Origin of the sequence: Tenacibaculum aquaeponti (genome assembly GCF_052084715.1) — a bacterium.
Lineage (GTDB): Bacteria > Bacteroidota > Bacteroidia > Flavobacteriales > Flavobacteriaceae > Polaribacter.
On record NZ_CP197288.1, the window covers coordinates 59,601 to 75,852 of the forward strand.

19 protein-coding genes are annotated in these 16,252 nt (G+C 29.7%); 12 read left to right on the forward strand and 7 right to left on the reverse strand.

Features of this window, described 5'->3' with window-relative positions:
• The first annotated feature begins 336 nt into the window (after positions 1–336).
• Genes ACSIGC_RS00285 through ACSIGC_RS00320 form a run of 8 tightly spaced genes read left to right on the forward strand, consistent with a single transcriptional unit; the run spans position 337 to position 4,541 of the window.
• The gene (locus ACSIGC_RS00285) at positions 337–753 is read left to right on the forward strand and encodes a DUF2141 domain-containing protein (RefSeq protein WP_442266187.1); all 417 of its coding nucleotides are present in this window, start codon (positions 337–339) and stop codon (positions 751–753) included.
• A 16-nt stretch (positions 754–769) separates the two neighbouring features.
• The gene (locus ACSIGC_RS00290) at positions 770–2,122 is read left to right on the forward strand and encodes a 2TM domain-containing protein (protein WP_442266188.1); all 1,353 of its coding nucleotides are present in this window, start codon (positions 770–772) and stop codon (positions 2,120–2,122) included.
• Positions 2,123–2,127: 5 nt separating this feature from the next.
• Positions 2,128–2,427 carry a 2TM domain-containing protein gene (locus tag ACSIGC_RS00295; RefSeq protein ID WP_442266189.1) on the forward strand — a complete coding sequence of 100 codons (300 nt, stop codon included), beginning with the start codon at positions 2,128–2,130 and terminating at the stop codon, positions 2,425–2,427.
• Complete coding sequence (locus tag ACSIGC_RS00300; RefSeq protein WP_442266190.1) at positions 2,417–2,698, forward strand: 2TM domain-containing protein; 282 nt, start codon at positions 2,417–2,419, stop codon at positions 2,696–2,698. The genes ACSIGC_RS00295 and ACSIGC_RS00300 overlap by 11 nt, the downstream gene beginning before the upstream one ends.
• The gene (locus tag ACSIGC_RS00305; RefSeq protein WP_442266191.1) at positions 2,698–3,045 is read left to right on the forward strand and encodes a 2TM domain-containing protein; all 348 of its coding nucleotides are present in this window, start codon (positions 2,698–2,700) and stop codon (positions 3,043–3,045) included. The genes ACSIGC_RS00300 and ACSIGC_RS00305 overlap by 1 nt, the downstream gene beginning before the upstream one ends.
• Positions 3,046–3,049: 4 nt before the next feature.
• A complete protein-coding gene (locus ACSIGC_RS00310; RefSeq protein WP_442266192.1) occupies positions 3,050–3,394 on the forward strand; it encodes a 2TM domain-containing protein in 345 nt (114 codons plus the stop codon).
• Between the two features lie 20 nt (positions 3,395–3,414).
• Positions 3,415–3,771: a 2TM domain-containing protein gene (locus tag ACSIGC_RS00315; RefSeq protein ID WP_442266193.1), complete on the forward strand. Its 357-nt coding sequence runs from the start codon at positions 3,415–3,417 to the stop codon at positions 3,769–3,771.
• A 14-nt stretch (positions 3,772–3,785) separates the two neighbouring features.
• Positions 3,786–4,541 carry a LytR/AlgR family response regulator transcription factor gene (locus ACSIGC_RS00320; protein WP_299620370.1) on the forward strand — a complete coding sequence of 252 codons (756 nt, stop codon included), beginning with the start codon at positions 3,786–3,788 and terminating at the stop codon, positions 4,539–4,541.
• Positions 4,542–4,547: 6 nt separating this feature from the next.
• Here ACSIGC_RS00320 and ACSIGC_RS00325 read toward each other — a convergent pair whose 3' ends face one another.
• Genes ACSIGC_RS00325 through hutI form a run of 3 tightly spaced genes read right to left on the reverse strand, consistent with a single transcriptional unit; the run spans position 4,548 to position 7,967 of the window.
• Positions 4,548–5,726, reverse strand: coding sequence for an MFS transporter (locus tag ACSIGC_RS00325; RefSeq protein ID WP_442266194.1), 1,179 nt, complete (start codon positions 5,724–5,726; stop codon positions 4,548–4,550).
• A complete protein-coding gene (locus tag ACSIGC_RS00330) occupies positions 5,723–6,730 on the reverse strand; it encodes a formimidoylglutamase (RefSeq protein ID WP_442266195.1) in 1,008 nt (335 codons plus the stop codon). The genes ACSIGC_RS00325 and ACSIGC_RS00330 overlap by 4 nt, the downstream gene beginning before the upstream one ends.
• 1 nt (position 6,731) lies before the next feature.
• Positions 6,732–7,967 (reverse strand): imidazolonepropionase, encoded by a 1,236-nt coding sequence (gene hutI, locus ACSIGC_RS00335; RefSeq protein ID WP_442266196.1) that lies wholly within the window; start codon positions 7,965–7,967, stop codon positions 6,732–6,734.
• 53 nt (positions 7,968–8,020) lie between these two features.
• On the opposite strand from hutI, the gene ACSIGC_RS00340 reads away from it, so the two are divergent.
• The 3 genes from ACSIGC_RS00340 to ACSIGC_RS00350 all read left to right on the forward strand — a co-directional run bounded on the left by ACSIGC_RS00340 (position 8,021) and on the right by ACSIGC_RS00350 (position 9,571).
• Positions 8,021–8,449 (forward strand): DUF3995 domain-containing protein, encoded by a 429-nt coding sequence (locus ACSIGC_RS00340; RefSeq protein ID WP_442266197.1) that lies wholly within the window; start codon positions 8,021–8,023, stop codon positions 8,447–8,449.
• Between the two features lie 94 nt (positions 8,450–8,543).
• Positions 8,544–9,053 carry a DinB family protein gene (locus tag ACSIGC_RS00345; protein ID WP_442266198.1) on the forward strand — a complete coding sequence of 170 codons (510 nt, stop codon included), beginning with the start codon at positions 8,544–8,546 and terminating at the stop codon, positions 9,051–9,053.
• 11 nt (positions 9,054–9,064) lie between these two features.
• Positions 9,065–9,571: a hypothetical protein gene (locus ACSIGC_RS00350; protein ID WP_442266199.1), complete on the forward strand. Its 507-nt coding sequence runs from the start codon at positions 9,065–9,067 to the stop codon at positions 9,569–9,571.
• A gap of 41 nt (positions 9,572–9,612) precedes the next feature.
• On the opposite strand, the gene ACSIGC_RS00355 is transcribed toward ACSIGC_RS00350, so the two are convergent.
• The 4 genes from ACSIGC_RS00355 to ACSIGC_RS00370 are packed head-to-tail and all read right to left on the reverse strand — an operon-like array spanning position 9,613 to position 15,388.
• Positions 9,613–10,482 (reverse strand): aldose 1-epimerase family protein, encoded by an 870-nt coding sequence (locus ACSIGC_RS00355; protein ID WP_442266200.1) that lies wholly within the window; start codon positions 10,480–10,482, stop codon positions 9,613–9,615.
• A 49-nt stretch (positions 10,483–10,531) separates the two neighbouring features.
• On the reverse strand, positions 10,532–11,005 hold the full coding sequence (locus ACSIGC_RS00360; protein ID WP_442266201.1) for a nucleoside deaminase: 474 nt from the start codon (positions 11,003–11,005) through the stop codon (positions 10,532–10,534).
• A gap of 45 nt (positions 11,006–11,050) precedes the next feature.
• Positions 11,051–12,190 carry a tryptophan 7-halogenase gene (locus ACSIGC_RS00365; RefSeq protein ID WP_442266202.1) on the reverse strand — a complete coding sequence of 380 codons (1,140 nt, stop codon included), beginning with the start codon at positions 12,188–12,190 and terminating at the stop codon, positions 11,051–11,053.
• A gap of 12 nt (positions 12,191–12,202) precedes the next feature.
• Positions 12,203–15,388 (reverse strand): LodA/GoxA family CTQ-dependent oxidase, encoded by a 3,186-nt coding sequence (locus ACSIGC_RS00370; RefSeq protein WP_442266203.1) that lies wholly within the window; start codon positions 15,386–15,388, stop codon positions 12,203–12,205.
• 177 nt (positions 15,389–15,565) lie between these two features.
• On the opposite strand from ACSIGC_RS00370, the gene ACSIGC_RS00375 reads away from it, so the two are divergent.
• Entirely contained in the window at positions 15,566–16,237 is a 672-nt protein-coding gene (locus ACSIGC_RS00375) for a hypothetical protein (protein WP_442266204.1), read from the forward strand.
• Positions 16,238–16,252 lie beyond the last annotated feature (15 nt).

The window sequence follows — 16,252 nt, forward strand, 5'->3', positions numbered from 1 at the left end:
TCCTATTATCAGTTGTGATAATTATGAATGGTAACGATAAAAAAATAATGTAAAATTGCATGATGATGTTAATAAGATGAATTCAAATTTCTATTGATTCTTAGGCAAGAATGAACTAGCTACGTCGCATGGGGCGTCGTCGGCGTAATGAAATTTGATTTGTCTTATTGCTTGTATGCATGCCGCTAATGTATAAAAAAAATCAATACTCCAAACTTATTTTTTAAAAATTTACAATTCATCATGTAAAATTTACAGTTCGGTAATAATAAGTTTTAAAATAAACAATGTCATTGCATTTTTGAAGTGTAATTAATCTTTAAAACTAAAAAAAAAATGAAATCTTTAAGTATTATTTTATTAGCACTATTAACTTTTAATAATTTATTTGCTCAAGAAGGAAATCAGAAAATTACAGTTACAGTAGTTAATGTTACATCAAATGAAGGAACAATGAAGTTTGCTCTTTCTGATAAAGAAAACTTTTTAATAGGAAAACCAATTCAAGCTAAAGAAGCAAAAATAGAAAATGGTAAATCAGTTGTTATTTTTGAAAATGTTCCAGCAGGAGAATATGCAGTTACTTGTTTTCACGATAAGAACAATAATGGAAAAATGGACTTTCAACCAAGTGGTATGCCGATGGAAGATTATGGTGCTTCTAATAATGTAATGAATTTTGGGCCTCCAAGATATGATGATGCAAAGTTTACTATTACTAACAAAGATGTATCTTTAGATATTAGATTATAACAAATAAAGTTTTAAAATGAGTAGTATATTAAGTTACTTAAAATCTGAATTTAAAAAAGATATTATTGTTTGCGTAAAAATGACTGTTTTATTTGGTGTTTTATTCACGTTAATAAACAGACAATTTACCTTAAAAGGAGCAAGTGTTACTTTTTTGTTTTCTGCATTATATTCTTTTATTCTCGGGTTAGGTAATGGTTTTATTAATGAGTTTTTAAATACTAAATGGGATTGGGTTAAAGAAACGAACCAGAGAGTTTGGGCAGGAATTATAGGAACCATATTATATACATCTGTAGGCGTTTTTATAATTCATTATATACAATATGTTCTTGTATTTAATAATGATTTTAAAGTTTTGTTTTCTGAAAGGTTGTTCTTTATCCATCTATTCGCTATTGTTTTATCATTAGGTGTGGCTGCATTTTTACATGCAAAAGGATTTATGATAGAATGGAAGAAAACCATGAATAAAGAAACTACTCATCAACAAATTGTAGCAAAAACTGAATCAGCGAAGTTTGAAACATTAAAAAGCCAAATAGATCCTCATTTTTTATTCAATAGTTTAAATGTATTGACTTCTTTAATTGGTGAAAATCCAAATCAAGCTGAAAAATTTACTACAAAATTATCTAAAGTATATCGATATGTTTTAGAACAAAGAAATAAAGAGTTAATTCCATTAACAGAAGAATTAAAATTCGCAAAAACCTATATGGAATTATTACAAATGCGTTTTGAAGATGCTTTAGAATTTGATGTTCCAACTTCAGTAACAAATAGTGATTTAAAAATAGTGCCATTATCATTACAATTATTACTAGAAAACGCTGTAAAACACAATGTGGTTTCTAGTTCTAAACCGTTACGAATTTCAATTTATGAAGAGAATGGATATTTAAAAATAGAGAATAATGTGAATCCTAAAGAAGCCATAGGAAAGAAGAGTACAAAAGTGGGGCTTCAAAATATAGCTGATCGATACGGACTTATTTCTAATGAAAGAGTTCATATTGAGAATAACAACAAAACATTTACAGTGAGTTTGCCACTGTTATCTAAAACAAAAAACATTATGAAAATATCAGATAATTTCGAAAATAGTAGTTATATAAAAGCGGTTGAACGTGTAGAAAAAATAAAAGAGTTTTATAGAAATTTAGCGTCGTACTTAATTTTTATTCCGTTTTTCATTTTCATTAATCTACGATTTTCTCCACAATTCCATTGGTTTTACTTTCCAATTATTGGTTGGGGTATAGGAGTATTATTCCATGGTTTAGAAGTGTATAACTATAATGTTTTTTTAGGTAAAGATTGGGAAGAACGTAAGATTAGAGAATTAATGGATAAAGATAAATTTTAATTTTTATGGAGTTTCCTAAAGAAGAAGAAATCAGATACATGAGAGCTCTTAAAAAAGTAAAAGAGATTAAAGAGTTTTATAGTCATCTAGTAATTTACATAATTGTTATTCCGATCCTAATTTTCATCAACTTAAAATTTTCGCCACAATTTCACTGGTTTTGGTTTTCAGTATTTGGTTGGGGAATAGGATTATTTTCTCATGGATTTCAAGTATTTGATGGCTTTAAATTTATAAAGGGAAAAGATTGGGAAGAACGTAAGATTAACGAATACATAAAAGAATACAACAGAAATGGAAAATAATTACATAGAAGAACAACGCTATTTAAAAGCAAAGAAAAAAGTAAAAGAAATTAAAGGTTTTTATGTGCATTTAGCATTGTATCTATTAAACACACCAATTATTGTATACACTAATTTAACTTTTTCTCCTCAGTTTCATTGGTTTTGGTTTTCTGTGTTAGGTTGGGGAGTTGCTATAGGAATTCACGCCTTTTTAGCTTTTAGTGATAATCTTTTCAGTAAAGAATGGGAAGAGCGTAAAATTAAAGAGATTATGAATAAAAAGTATTAATGATGAAGCAAGATTTTTTAGAAGAACAGCGCTATTTAAAAGCTAAAAAGAAAGTAAAAGACATAAAAGGATTTTATTCTCATTTTACAGTCTATATAGTTGTTAATTTATTTTTAAGTTCTATTATAATAGTAGGTTTAATGAATGATGATGGAGATTCTTTTGAAGATGCAATTAGTAATTTCGGAGTATACTCTACCTGGTTGTTTTGGGGAATTGGTGTTTTCTTTCATTGGTTAGGAGTTTTTGGGTTTGGTAACTTGTTATCTAAAGATTGGGAAGATCGAAAGATAAAAGAGTTTATGGAGAAAGATAAAAATAGAAGTCAAAAAATGTTAAATAAATAAAAAGATGTTTATAACAGATTACAATCAAGAAAATGAATATATAAGGGCTAAAAAGCGAGTAGATGAAATCAAAAATTTTTACAAGCAACTAGCAGTTTATATAATTATAAATATAGTTATATCAACTATGAAAATCAGAAGAAATCTATTAAATGGAGAATCTTTTGAAGAAGCTTTTTTCGACTTTGGAACTTTTGCTGTTTGGATTTTCTGGGGAATTGCTATCGTGTTTCAAGCTATTCGACTATTTGGAACAGATTATTTCTTCGGAAAAGATTGGGAGAAAAGAAAAATTGAAGAGTTAATGCGCGAAGAAGAAGATAAAAAAAGAAAAATGTTAAGAAATTAATTAAAAAATCAGAAAAGGTTATGGTGTTAGATGTAAAGAAGAATAAATATTTACAAGCTAAGAAAGAAGCAGCGAAAATAAAATCGTTTTACGATCACTTAACAGTTTATTTGGTCATTAATATAATTTTTGCCTTATCATCTAAGATATCAGAAATAAACTTTCATATATTCGGTGGCTTTAAAATTAGTAACCTTTGGTATAATTTTGAAAACTATAAAGTGTATCCTTTATGGGCTGTTTGGGGAATTATTATAATTTTTCAAGCCATAGATATTTACGCGATATCAATACTTTTAGGAAAGAATTGGGAAAAACAAAAAATTAAAGAGTTAATAGAAAAAGATAAAAAACAAGCAAATAAATATATAGACTAATTGGTATTAACAATATGAATGTTTTAATAATTGAAGATGAAAAACCAGCAGCAAGACGTTTAAATAGAATGTTAGCTGAATTGAATATAGAAGTAAATACAATGTTGCATTCTGTGGAAGAAGCGTTAAATTGGTTTCAAACGAATGAACATCCTGATTTAATTTTCTTGGATATTCAACTTTCAGATGGTTTGTCTTTTGAAATTTTTGAAGAAATACCAGTAAAATCTGCAATCATTTTTACTACAGCTTATGATGAATATGCGCTTAAAGCCTTTAAATTAAATTCTATTGATTATCTATTAAAACCAATAGATGATGATGAATTGAAAGTTGCTGTAGATAAATACAAAGAACAACAACCAAAAAGCAATAACATTCAGGTTGATATTAACGAAATTAGAAAGTTGTTAATTAATCCGATAGATAGAAAATATAAGAAGCGTTTTACGATAAAAATTGGTCAGCATATAAAGATTATACATACAGACAATATCGAGTGTTTGTATTCAGAAAATAAAGCTACTTATATACATACGAACGAGAATAGAAATTACTTGATAGATCATTCTTTAGAGCATTGGTACGATCATTTAGATCCAGAACAATTCTTTAGAGTAAATAGAACGTTTATAGTTCATATTAACGCCATAAAAGACATCATATCGTATACAAATTCACGATTAAAGTTAGTTTTACATTCTTTTACTGATCAAGAAATTATTGTGAGTAGAGAGCGTGTGAAAGACTTTAAAAATTGGATTGATTAAAAAAAACTAATGAGTTATAGTTTTACTGTTCTGTTTTAATGCCAAAAGACCTAATATTGGACCTATAGCTAACACAACAAATAAATATTCTTTAGGAATAAACTCTCGTAAATAGTTTATTGTTTGAATACTTATAATTGTTAAACTATATCCTAAACAGTTTACAATAGTAAGGGCAGTTCCCTTAATTTCTATAGGAGCATTTTTAGCTACTAAAGTTGAAAAAAGAGGAGAATCCATAATCACTGTAAAACCCCAGAGTAAAACAAAAAGAATAAATATAAATAACGGAGAAGAAAAGAATAGAGAAGAAGTAAGACAACATAATCCAGATATTGCTAATGCGATCATGGCAATCTTCTTAGTTTCCCATTTTAATGATAAATAGCCACCTAAAATACACCCTAAACTACCAATTGCTATAATACTAAAAGATAGTAGAGAAATATTAAATTTTACGGTTGGATTTCTATCTAAATAAATACCTAGAATAATAGGAACAAAAGCCCAAAAAGTATACAACTCCCACATATGACCGAAATATCCTAATGCAGCAGATCGAAATTTTTTCTTTTTAAAAACTTGAAAAATAGCATTCAGTTTTAAAGAACTGCTTTTTTTTCTGAAAGGACCATCAGGAATGCATATTAAAATTAGCAAACTCCCTAATAAAGCTAAACCTGAAGTACTACAAATAACAACTTTCCAAGGTAATGCTGTTGTAAAAAAGGACAAAAAGTGAGGAAAAGCTGTACCTAAAACAAGTGCGCCAACTAAATAACCTAAAGATTTCCCTAAGTTTTTATCAAAATGATCTGCGGCAATTTTCATTCCAACAGGATAAATACCAGCTAAGAAAAATCCGGTTAAGAAACGAAAGATTATTAAGCTATTTATGTTATTATCAGGATAAATTATTCCTAAGTTAAAAACAGCTCCTAATAATCCACTAACGAAAAATACTTTTGAAGGAGAAAATCGATCAGCAATATTTAATAATGCAAAGGATAAAGTTCCAATAATGAACCCGAATTGTACTGATGATGTAAGACTAGCTAATGATCCATTTTCTAAATTAAAAACAGTGATTAAATCATTTAAAACTCCATTACCAGCAAACCACAAAGAAGTACAGAAAAACTGAGCTAAAACAATTATTAATAATATAGCTGAAGTTTTTTTCAATTGGTTTTCGACTTAATAAAATCAGTAATTAAATAACTGATATATTTTCCTACTTGTTTTGTAGCTAATTTTTCATTGGATAATGAAGGAGCACCTTCACAAATATGTAAATAGTTTGCTGATTTATGCTTACCAAAGAAATAAACAACACGTCTTGCTTCTTCAGGAGTAAATCCACTTGGAGTCATCGCACTACTAGGAAAAGATTGAATACAATCGAGATCAATTTCAATTCCGAAAGGTTTCTCAGCAATAAAATTTATAGCTCGCTGTAATTCGCTTTCAAACGTTGTGCTTTTGTAAACAGCGATTTCTTCAAACATATTATATTCAAGATTGATGTTGTTGTGAATAAGATCGAATATGTATTGAGGTGTATAATTTCCATGCAAACCAAACATGAAATATTTATCTAAAAACCCATGTTGTAAAGCGTAAGAAAAACCATTTCCACTATGACGTTCTTCCAGTTTTCTAAGATCGGTATGAGCATCAAGATTAATAACATTTACGGATTGATTTAAAGCTTCTGAAAAACCTTTAATGTTTCCGTAAGAATTATTGTGTCCTCCACCAATTACAATTGGAATTTTGTTAGCTTGAACAATAATAGAAATCCATTTAGATAATTCAGTGTCTAACTTTTTTAATAGTTCATTTCCTTTATTACGATCTTCGGGATTAAAATCAATTACTTCATCTAAAAAATCTAAATAACCAAGAATCAATATATCATTACCATTAATAAACTGATTTTGTTGTGTGTTTAATAATGCCTGAAGTGCAGGAATGAAAGCTGTGTGAGCCCCAGCATTTCCATAATTCATTTGTACACCAATATCTTCAGGAACACCTAAAATAATAAATGTAGCAGAAGATGCTTTTAATTCTTCTACTACATTTTTATTGTTATGTATCGTTTGAATATGTTCACCAAGTTTAGATTCTCCATCTCTAAGTGATACAAATTCTAAAATGGTATTGCTAGAAAATGTTTGCAACATGCTATACAAGTTTTCCGTTTATATATACAGACTCAATTACGCTAGATCCGAAATTATAAGGTAAGAAATTATATGATGAGATTTCTTTAGTTATAAAAAAGTTAGCCTTTTTACCTTTAGTAATCGATCCAACTTCATCAGATAAGTTCATTGCATATGCACCATTTATTGTTGCAGCATTAATAGCTTCTTCTGGAGTCATTTTCATTTTTATACAAGCAGTGGCTACAACAAAATTCATGTTTCCAGAAGGAGTAGAACCCGGATTATAATCAGAAGCTAATGCTAAAGGTAAATTATTATCAATAATTTGTCGAGCAGGTGTGTAAGGAATACTTAAGAAATAAGAACACGAAGGAAGCGCTACAGGCATTGTCTCAGATCCTTGTAAAGCTTTTATATCGTCATCGTTTAAAACTTCTAAATGATCTACAGAAAGTGCATTGTTAGTAACACATTTTTCTACACCACCTATAGTTGTAAATTGATTTACATGAACTTTAGGTTGTAATCCTACTTTTTTAGCTGCTTGAATAATTCTTTCAGTTTGTTTTACAGTAAAATAACCTGTTTCGCAAAAAACATCTACAAATTCTGCTAAATTTTCAGATGCAACTTTAGGTAGCATTTCATTAATGATTACATCGATATAAGCTTCTTGGTTTTCTTTAAATTCTTGAGGAAAAGCATGCGCGCCTAAAAATGTAGCTTTAATTGGTAAATCGAATTCATCTCTAAGTCGTTTGATCACTCTAAGCATTTTAAGTTCAGCATCTGTTGTTAAGCCATAACCAGATTTTATTTCTATGGCTCCAGTACCTAAACGCATAACTTCATCGAGTCTAACTTTAGTTAATTCATATAACTCTTCTTCAGAACTTTCACGTAATCTTTTAGCAGAATTTAATATACCACCACCTTTTTTAGCGATTTCTTCATAGGTTAAACCGTTAATTCGGTCAACAAACTCTTGTTCTCTTGTTCCAGCGTAAACGATATGTGTATGACTATCACACCACGTGGGAAATACCATTTTTCCTTTGCAGTCTATTAAAATAGCAGCAGAATAAGAAGGTATATCCTTCATTAAACCAAAATCTATTATTTTCTCATTTTCAATAGCTAAAAAAGCATTTTTTAAGGTTGGTAGTTCTTTCATTTCATTTCCTGAAACCTTTTTAACGCTTTTTTCTCTAACTTGTATTAATTCCTTGATATTTATCAATAAGGTTGTCATAAGGGATCTTTAACTTTGGGTAATAACAAACATACATAAAAAGACGAATCAATATGACATTTTTTCTTGCAATTATATGTAGTATTATATTACTTATTATTTCTTTATTTCATTTCTATTGGGCTTTTGGAGGCACTTTCGGTCTCGATCGTGTTATTCCAACAAATGCAAAAGAAGCAAAAGTTTTAAAAGCTCCGCCAATTTTAACGTTATTAGTTGCGTTTTTTGTATTACTAATTTTTAGTAGTTATATACAAGTAGCTAAAATTTATGATTTTTACTTTCTACCTCAGTGGATTAAGATGAATGGTTTACTAATATTTTCTTCTATTTTTTTATTGAGAGCTGTAGGAGATTTTAAATATGTAGGTTTTTTTAAGAAAATTAAACAAACCAAATTTGCTGTAAACGATACTAAATACTTTTCGCCATTGTGTTTATTTTTGGCTTTGTCAGGGTATATTCTTTTATTTTTAAATTAGGAAATGGTATTTTTAGCATTAAATTTTATAAGATATTAAACTATAAAGGCTTATAAATTAATCTTTGGTTTAATAGACATAGATTAAAAATTTTATGATACCAACTACAGAATACAACCCGTATTATACTTCGTTTATTACAAACTTAGAAACTGAAAAATCTATAATCGAAAATTTAAAGACAGTTCAAGAAGATTTTGAAACTACTTTAAGAACTATACCATCAAATAAAGAGAATTATGCTTATGCTGATGGTAAATGGACAATTAAGGAATTAATTCAGCATTTAATAGATACAGAACGTATTTTTTGTTATCGAGCTTTATGTTTTGCAAGAAATGACAAAACCGATTTACCTGGTTTCGATCAAGATTTGTTCGTTATTAATTCTATAGCTCAGGATAGAGATTATAAAGATTTACTAGATGAAATGAATTTACTTAGAAAAGGAACGATTCAGTTATTTAAAAGCTTTAGACAAGAAGATTTACTGAAAATAGGTTCAGGTTCAGGAAATAAAATATCTGTTCGTGCTTTAGGAATGGTTATGGCTGGTCACCAGAAACATCATTTGCAAGTGATTAAAGAACGTTATTTGTTGTAATTTAAGGATTTATGAAAGCAGATTTAATTGATACAAACTATGTTTATAATCATAGGTTTTTTAGAATTTGGAAAGAATGTTTGCTGCTTTATGGCATTTTATTGATAGTATTAACAATGTTTGAAGCAGCAAATACTATTGGGAAATATGATTTCTACATAAGTTCATTTTCAAAGTTCTTTGTGTTTTCAGGAATGATTTTGTGGTTTATGAATAGTTGGTTGTTTTTAAGAATAGGAGAAGTGTCTACTACAAATAAGGAATTAATACTTGAATTTAAAGATTCAAAAAAAGTAATAGAATTAAATTCAATTAATCAAGTAATATTTGGTAAGGAATATAGGAAATTTTTTTATTTGAAAATCCAGGAATCTGAGTTAGTAATTGAACTTGACAAAAATCAAATAAAAGAATTAAAAAATATTTTTAAAGAATTCAATATAGAAATAAAATACAGACACTATACGGATAATATATCTGAGTGGTTTAAAAAAATAACTTTCCGAAAAAAAGTATAATAGAGTTCATGGTGAGTTTAATTCCTTTAAAAAAGAGTGTTTTAGTAAATTTCAATGGTATATTCTTTTTCAAACTCCTTATCTACGTCTAATTTGATAATACTATCTTTTTGAGTGAAATCTTGGTTGGTAGTTTCAAGATCAGCAGCTCCCATCCATGGTTCAAAACAAATGAAAGGAGCATCTTTTTTGGTCCAAAAAGCAAAATATTCCCAGTCTGAACTTAAAAAATTAAGTCCGTGTTCATGTTTGTTAGATTTTAGAGCAATCTTTTTAGAGGAAATGTTTTTATAAATTAGAGCATCATCTTTAAATAATTCATAATTTAATTTAAAGATCTTATCAATCGATTGTTCAGTCGGATTTATAGTACGCAATCCGTTAGTTTTATTTAAAGAATATTGTAGAGGAGTTTCATTAGTTTCAAATTCAATGTAATAATCAGAAAAATATGTTTCAGAAGTAATTGGACAAGAAAAAGCTGGATGTGCACCAATTGAGAAATAAATTGCTTTATCGTCCTCATTTTTTACGTGATACTCAGTTTTGATCGAGTTTTCTATTAGAGTGTAAGAAACGTGTAGCTTAAATTTATAAGGGTAAATTTCTAATGTTTTGTCAGAATAATTTAGTTCAAATGTGATTTTATTACCATTGTTAGACATCACACTAAATTCATTATCTCTAGCAAAACCATGTTGAGGTAAATGATATTTCTGATGATCTACGAAATATGTATGTTCTTTTAGTTTACCAACAATAGGAAATAAAATAGGAGCGTGGCGTTTCCAAAATTTCTCATCACCATTCCATAAATAATCTAATTGAGTTTGTTTTGAATAGATTTTAGTAAGCTCTGCACCAGCAGTTTTTATTTGTATTTGTAGTTGGTCGTTTTCTAGTGTAATCATCTTTTTTGAGATAAAAAAATCCTTATCTACAAGATAAGGATTTTCAAAATTAATATTCAATTTTATCGTCTTTTTCTGTCCACTTTTGAAAAGGTTCTAAGGCAATATCTCTACCTACTTGTTCAAAAGGAATACTTCTTTTCTCGTAGGGTAACGGAATTTCTTTATAAATGAACTCATCATCAAAACCTATATTGGCAGCATCAACTTGATTACTACCATAAAATACTTTATCCGGACGCGCCCAATAAATTGCTCCTAAACACATCGGACAAGGCTCGCAAGAAGTGTAAACAATACAGCCATCTAATTGAAAAGTTCCTAAGTTTTTACATGCATCTCTAATTGCTGTAACTTCAGCATGTGCTGTTGGATCATTTGTTGATGTAACTTTATTATTACCGCGTCCAACAATTTCACCATCTTTTACAATAATACATCCAAACGGACCTCCTTCATTGTTTTGCATTCCTCTTAAAGCAGCTTTTACAGCTTCACTCATATAAGTTTCGTGTGTATTCATAATTTTTATTTAAAGATAAAAAAAGGGCAGCAAAAATAGTAGATTTTATGATACGAATACAGTTTCTTGTCTTCTTTTCCAAAAAGTTGCTGTTTTCCAACGAGTTTCTGCACTGTAAAATAAGTCTTTATGCTTCAGATATTGATTCCAGATTGAATCTATTTGTGAGGTGTAATTATTTGATAAATAAGCTGTTTTTTCTTCATTTAGGTTTGATGAAATATTTACTTTTTTAAGTAAATCACTAACTTGCATAGCAGTTGCCATAGCATTAAACATTCCTTGAGAAGATAAAGGATCAAAACTAATTGCAGCATCTCCTAAAGCTAACCATTGTTGACCAACAACTTGATTTAATTTAGTAGAATTAGCACTTACAACACCATGAAATTCAATAGTATCAGTTTGATCTTCGATAAATTGATTTATAATTTTATTTTGATGAATAAGTTTTGAAAACGAATTGAAACTTTTAAAAACACTTTTATCTATAATATCTGCGTCAGTTTGATATGATAAAATTCTTTTATTATTAGGAATTACCGCACTGTACCACCAACCAAACTCATCTGGTAAAATAGTACTCATCGTATTTTGTGTGGTGTTAGGCACTGTTAGCCAACAAGAAATTAACGAATCGTATTTTGTTCTTTTGATATTTTGAGTTTTTGCAAAATGTGCTCCTCTTCCTGTAGCATCAATAACAAACTTTGTAGAGAAGACTTTCGTAGTACGATTTTTTATATCATCAGACTTACAAGTTATATTCCATGTGTTATCTTGATAAGAACTATTAAAAAAGCGTAATCCCCAGAAACAATCTACGCCTTTTTCAATAGCTTTTTCTCTTAAATAAAAAGCCAACTTTTTACGATCGACACTTTTTGATGTTCCATCAGGATTTCTTAAATGATCTATTATTTGTACTCGATCACTTCCCCAGTACGATTGCATTCCGAAATTATTGATAAAAATATTTTTATACTCACTATCGCTAAGTGAAAGTCCGAGTGCATTTAAAATTCGATGCGTAGCTGGTGCTAAAGATTCACCAGCTTTTTCTGTAGGCTGAATTAATTTATCTACTAGAGTTACTTTGTAAGTATCTGCTAGAGAAATGGCGGCAATACACCCAGCAATGCCGCCACCTAAAATTAATATTTCTGTATTATGATTTGGTATCATGTACCTTTCTCTTTACTTCGGAATAAACCTTGAGAATCGTGTCATTTTCTCTGGAATACCAACTTCAATCTTTTTCTCTGGTGCCGATTGATGAGATTTTGTTTTACTGATATTGTGCAGTTTGGAAGCTATTAAACTCACTGTATTAATAACATTTGCTGTTGGTGCAAAATCTTTTGTGATTTCATCTTCAACTAAAGTTAATAATTCATTTTGAGCACTTTCTAATAATAATTCTTCGTTTAATAAATTCTTATCTGATAATTTATCTACTGCAGTAGTTAAAATTTCTTTAGTCTCATCATTTAAAGTTCCTACATCTAAAATTCCAGCTAAATCTTCTAATGTTGCTTTTAATAAATCTGCTTCTTGCGCTGGAGTAGGAGTGATACCAACTTGCATTTCTTTAGGGAAATTAGGATCGTTTAATACTCCAGGTCGTTTTTGAACCACAGCTAATTTATCAAAATACTTTACCATACTGTTAATTTGGTTCGTGTAGTTTGGTGAAGCACCATCTAAAGGAAGATCACTCAACCAATCTGCTCTATCAGCAAAAGCTTCCATTCTTGTTTCTTCTGCTAAATTCGAATCTAAAGTTTGATCATAACGTTTTTCATTCAAAATATTATTAGGAACTCTCGCTGGCCAAAAAGTAGGTAAATAAGGATCGTATGTAGTTGTATAACCATCTCTACAACTTGCCGTATCTGTTTGCCAAGGAATAGCCATCCAACGTGTAATTCCACCAGCTACTTGCCCACCTAAAATAGGTCCTTTAGCTAAAGTTAATGTATCGCTATTCATTGTTGGTCCGTAGTAAATATTATTCACAGGAGGAGTTGCTTTTGCATGCTTAACTCTAAAAGCGCTCATATACATTCCAGAAGAACGCATTGGCCATGTCATTTCACAACCTGGATGGAAAGCATCAGCTAAACAGAAATCCATTGCAGCTTTTGTTAGCATATCTGGTTGTTCGTCTACTGGTAAATCATCAATTTTCTTAGGTTCAGCATGAAATGGACAACCTTCTGTATCCATATAATCAGCATCAAAATCTCCAGTAACCCATTGATCTAAAAATTCTAATTGTAATTCTGATAAAGTTGCGTGTTGACGAACTGATCCTGTGGAAGGAATACTAATAGCATCTCCATATAACCAAGGCCATAATTGTGGAGCTTCAGCACCTTTTACATCAATTCTTCTGAAATTATTAGAGATTGTTCTTCTCATTTCAAGAAAGGCAGGAGAAGGATTTCCTAATTTTTTTATCCATTCTTTTGAAGTATAATTGAACTGACCTCCCCAACCAAAAGCTCCAGCGAATCCAGCATTTACCCATTGTAAATCTGTCATACGTTGAAAAATTGGTAAAATATCTTTTGTGAATGACGGGCGTTGAGGCCTAGTTAACATTCCAGATTTTACAGCAACACTTCGCATTAAATCCCACATTGTTCTTACAGATTTTTGCATTGGTGCATAATCTGGTGGAGCACATACAACCCAAGCTGGATCTACTTTTAATTTTGTTCCGTTGTATTCAACTTCAGCAGTTACTGGTCCGTCTGAAGTATCATCATACCAACCCTCATTATTGGCGAAAGTAATGGCAATATCACCATCTATATTTTCTGATTTTCCATGTCCGCCTAACATAATTAGTCTTCCTTTTTCATCAGTACGCATTTCGCCCAAATACACTTTTTTATCTAAAAATTTACCTTCAAAAGTTGGTCCGTCTTCAATGCCTACACCAGAAATAGATTGAGCACTACCATCGATTAATAATGATTCGCGATTCGAAACATTAATATTTCTTAAAAATGAAGGTGGAGCGTCTGCAGCTTCAGGAATATCTAGAGCTAATTGAAATTGATACCAAGAAGCTTTTTGATTTGCTAAGTGACAATGCCAAGTGATGTTTGCATTTTCAGCAGTTAATTCTTTTACAGCTTTTCCTGCTGCATTAAATCCATATATTCTAAACTGTGCAGCTTGTCTTTTTAAAGCTCCGATTTCGTCTCTATAAGCATACGGATCTTCTTGGGCAATTGGTTCGTCAGTTAATGGACCTAAAAAATATTCATTCTGACTGTTACCAACACGCATAATTCCTATTGGAGGAAAAATTCCTGCAGTAACAATACAATCATCATTTTCATCGATGTTTCCTTCGAAATGCGGATTTCTCTTTTTAGGTTCTTCTAATAATTCTCCGTTAGCTTGGTGTCTGGTCTCAGCACTGGCAGCGTACACAACTTTTCTAACTTGAGCAATTGAACCTAATGGTTCGTGTTCTGGTAGTGTTCTCCAAATATTAAAAGCTAAGTTACTTCCAAATTCAGCTTGACCGATTGCAGCTACGTTTTGTTGAGGTAAATGTAATTTTGCGATACAGATATACGGGCTCTCTTCTGTACTCCATACAACTTGAGCATCGTCAATAGGCATGGTTTCAGGATTTGTTCGTAATTGGATTTCAAATCTGAAAGTAGCATCACCTTGTAATAAACGTTTTTCAAGATTAATCTTTAAATAGTCATTTTCATTAAAAGGAGTTCCTTTGTAAGTATTTTCTGGAACTAAACGGTATTTTACAATTTGATTTTCTCCTAATTTGAAAGGTAAAATAGCCCAATAACTAGCACTTAAAACACTAGCTTCTTCTTTAGTCATAGCTTTTAAGATAGCTGCTAATTCAGGATGTTTCGCTATGTAAGAATCGTAATCTCTGTCGATAACACCAGCAGTGGTGAAACTACACATCTGTTGCGCATCTCGAGCAAAAAAACGATCGATATTTTGCATGATGAAATCGGCATTTGTACCACTATCTAAAATATTTTCTCCATTTACACCAAAAAGTTTAAGTCCAATTCCAAGAGTAGAATGTAAATCAGGAGAAGTTGGTTCTGTATCACTAGAAAAACGAACAGCACATTCATAAGAATCTCCAGCAAATAAACCTAATTTAAAACGATCTTCAATATCTTTATTAATAACAAAGTTACCGTAAGCTATTCCGTGTTGTTTTCTGAATACAGCTCTTTCAGCAGGTTTTTGTCCTCTTTCAATTCTTGTTTTTTGTCCCATTTCTACAAACATCTCTTCAAGACGTTTTGTCACAATTTCGATGTCTCCGTCACAGTTCCAACATGACGATGATTTTTCGTTTTGAGGTTTTTCCATTATTCGTTGGTTTTAATTTATTACGAGATTAGTTAGTTCTAAAAGTAAAATTTAAAAGACGAACTAACTCAGGAATAATCCTTTAACGTGTTCTTTTTAGTTATAAATGATCTTCTTATGATGTTGAAAGTAAAACAAAAATTAACTGTTTAATTGTTACTTTTGCTTAAAAATTGAATGGAAAAAATACTAAAAATAATAAGTGATATTAAAATAATAGCTTCAGGAATTAAAAAAGAAAAAAGAAAAAAACTGATTGAATCGAATGAATTTTTACAGTATATTTTGTCTGAGAGTGGTTATTATCCTTATTCAGTTTTATTAGAATTAGGTAGAATAGAAGATAAATTCAATATATATTTTTCTGAAGAATTAAAAGAAGTATTAACTATTGTAGGTTATAAAGGGTTTTATTTTTCAGATATTTTTAATTTAAATGACTCCAATTATAGAGTAGAAGCTTTTTATTCAGAAAAATTTGTAAAGATTTTAATTGATTTAAGTATTGATAAGACGTTAATAGAAGATTCTTATTATGAATTAGAAGATCATTTTTTTAGTTCTGTTTTGATTAAAGAAATATATGATGAATTTAAAGAGGAAGAAGATCTGTTAATCTATTATATTCCATTCAATGAATGTTGTGGGGGTAGATCTTTATATATAATTAATGGTATTGATAAAGGTGTTATTGCATATGATAATCACACATCCTTTAAAAAAATTATAGTAGGAAATGAAATTTATTTATATAACTCATATTTAATAAATAATTGCAGAACTTTGTCTGAGCATGTTTATGAAGAAGTCCAAAAAATGAAGTACTATTTATTATCAGAAGTAAAATGATAATTATAAAAGATA

What these genes read in the sequence shown, in the direction of transcription:
- ACSIGC_RS00375 (WP_442266204.1), top strand. Translation starts at nt 15,566, where the DNA reads ATGGAAAAAATACTAAAAATAATAAGTGATATTAAAATAATAGCTTCA.
- ACSIGC_RS00320 (WP_299620370.1), top strand. Translation starts at nt 3,786, where the DNA reads ATGAATGTTTTAATAATTGAAGATGAAAAACCAGCAGCAAGACGTTTA.
- ACSIGC_RS00365 (WP_442266202.1), bottom strand. Translation starts at nt 12,190, where the DNA reads ATGATACCAAATCATAATACAGAAATATTAATTTTAGGTGGCGGCATT.
- hutI (WP_442266196.1), bottom strand. Translation starts at nt 7,967, where the DNA reads ATGACAACCTTATTGATAAATATCAAGGAATTAATACAAGTTAGAGAA.
- ACSIGC_RS00355 (WP_442266200.1), bottom strand. Translation starts at nt 10,482, where the DNA reads ATGATTACACTAGAAAACGACCAACTACAAATACAAATAAAAACTGCT.
- ACSIGC_RS00290 (WP_442266188.1), top strand. Translation starts at nt 770, where the DNA reads ATGAGTAGTATATTAAGTTACTTAAAATCTGAATTTAAAAAAGATATT.
- ACSIGC_RS00360 (WP_442266201.1), bottom strand. Translation starts at nt 11,005, where the DNA reads ATGAATACACACGAAACTTATATGAGTGAAGCTGTAAAAGCTGCTTTA.
- ACSIGC_RS00340 (WP_442266197.1), top strand. Translation starts at nt 8,021, where the DNA reads ATGACATTTTTTCTTGCAATTATATGTAGTATTATATTACTTATTATT.
- ACSIGC_RS00315 (WP_442266193.1), top strand. Translation starts at nt 3,415, where the DNA reads ATGGTGTTAGATGTAAAGAAGAATAAATATTTACAAGCTAAGAAAGAA.
- ACSIGC_RS00345 (WP_442266198.1), top strand. Translation starts at nt 8,544, where the DNA reads ATGATACCAACTACAGAATACAACCCGTATTATACTTCGTTTATTACA.
- ACSIGC_RS00305 (WP_442266191.1), top strand. Translation starts at nt 2,698, where the DNA reads ATGATGAAGCAAGATTTTTTAGAAGAACAGCGCTATTTAAAAGCTAAA.
- ACSIGC_RS00300 (WP_442266190.1), top strand. Translation starts at nt 2,417, where the DNA reads ATGGAAAATAATTACATAGAAGAACAACGCTATTTAAAAGCAAAGAAA.
- ACSIGC_RS00310 (WP_442266192.1), top strand. Translation starts at nt 3,050, where the DNA reads ATGTTTATAACAGATTACAATCAAGAAAATGAATATATAAGGGCTAAA.
- ACSIGC_RS00285 (WP_442266187.1), top strand. Translation starts at nt 337, where the DNA reads ATGAAATCTTTAAGTATTATTTTATTAGCACTATTAACTTTTAATAAT.
- ACSIGC_RS00330 (WP_442266195.1), bottom strand. Translation starts at nt 6,730, where the DNA reads ATGTTGCAAACATTTTCTAGCAATACCATTTTAGAATTTGTATCACTT.
- ACSIGC_RS00295 (WP_442266189.1), top strand. Translation starts at nt 2,128, where the DNA reads ATGGAGTTTCCTAAAGAAGAAGAAATCAGATACATGAGAGCTCTTAAA.
- ACSIGC_RS00350 (WP_442266199.1), top strand. Translation starts at nt 9,065, where the DNA reads ATGAAAGCAGATTTAATTGATACAAACTATGTTTATAATCATAGGTTT.
- ACSIGC_RS00370 (WP_442266203.1), bottom strand. Translation starts at nt 15,388, where the DNA reads ATGGAAAAACCTCAAAACGAAAAATCATCGTCATGTTGGAACTGTGAC.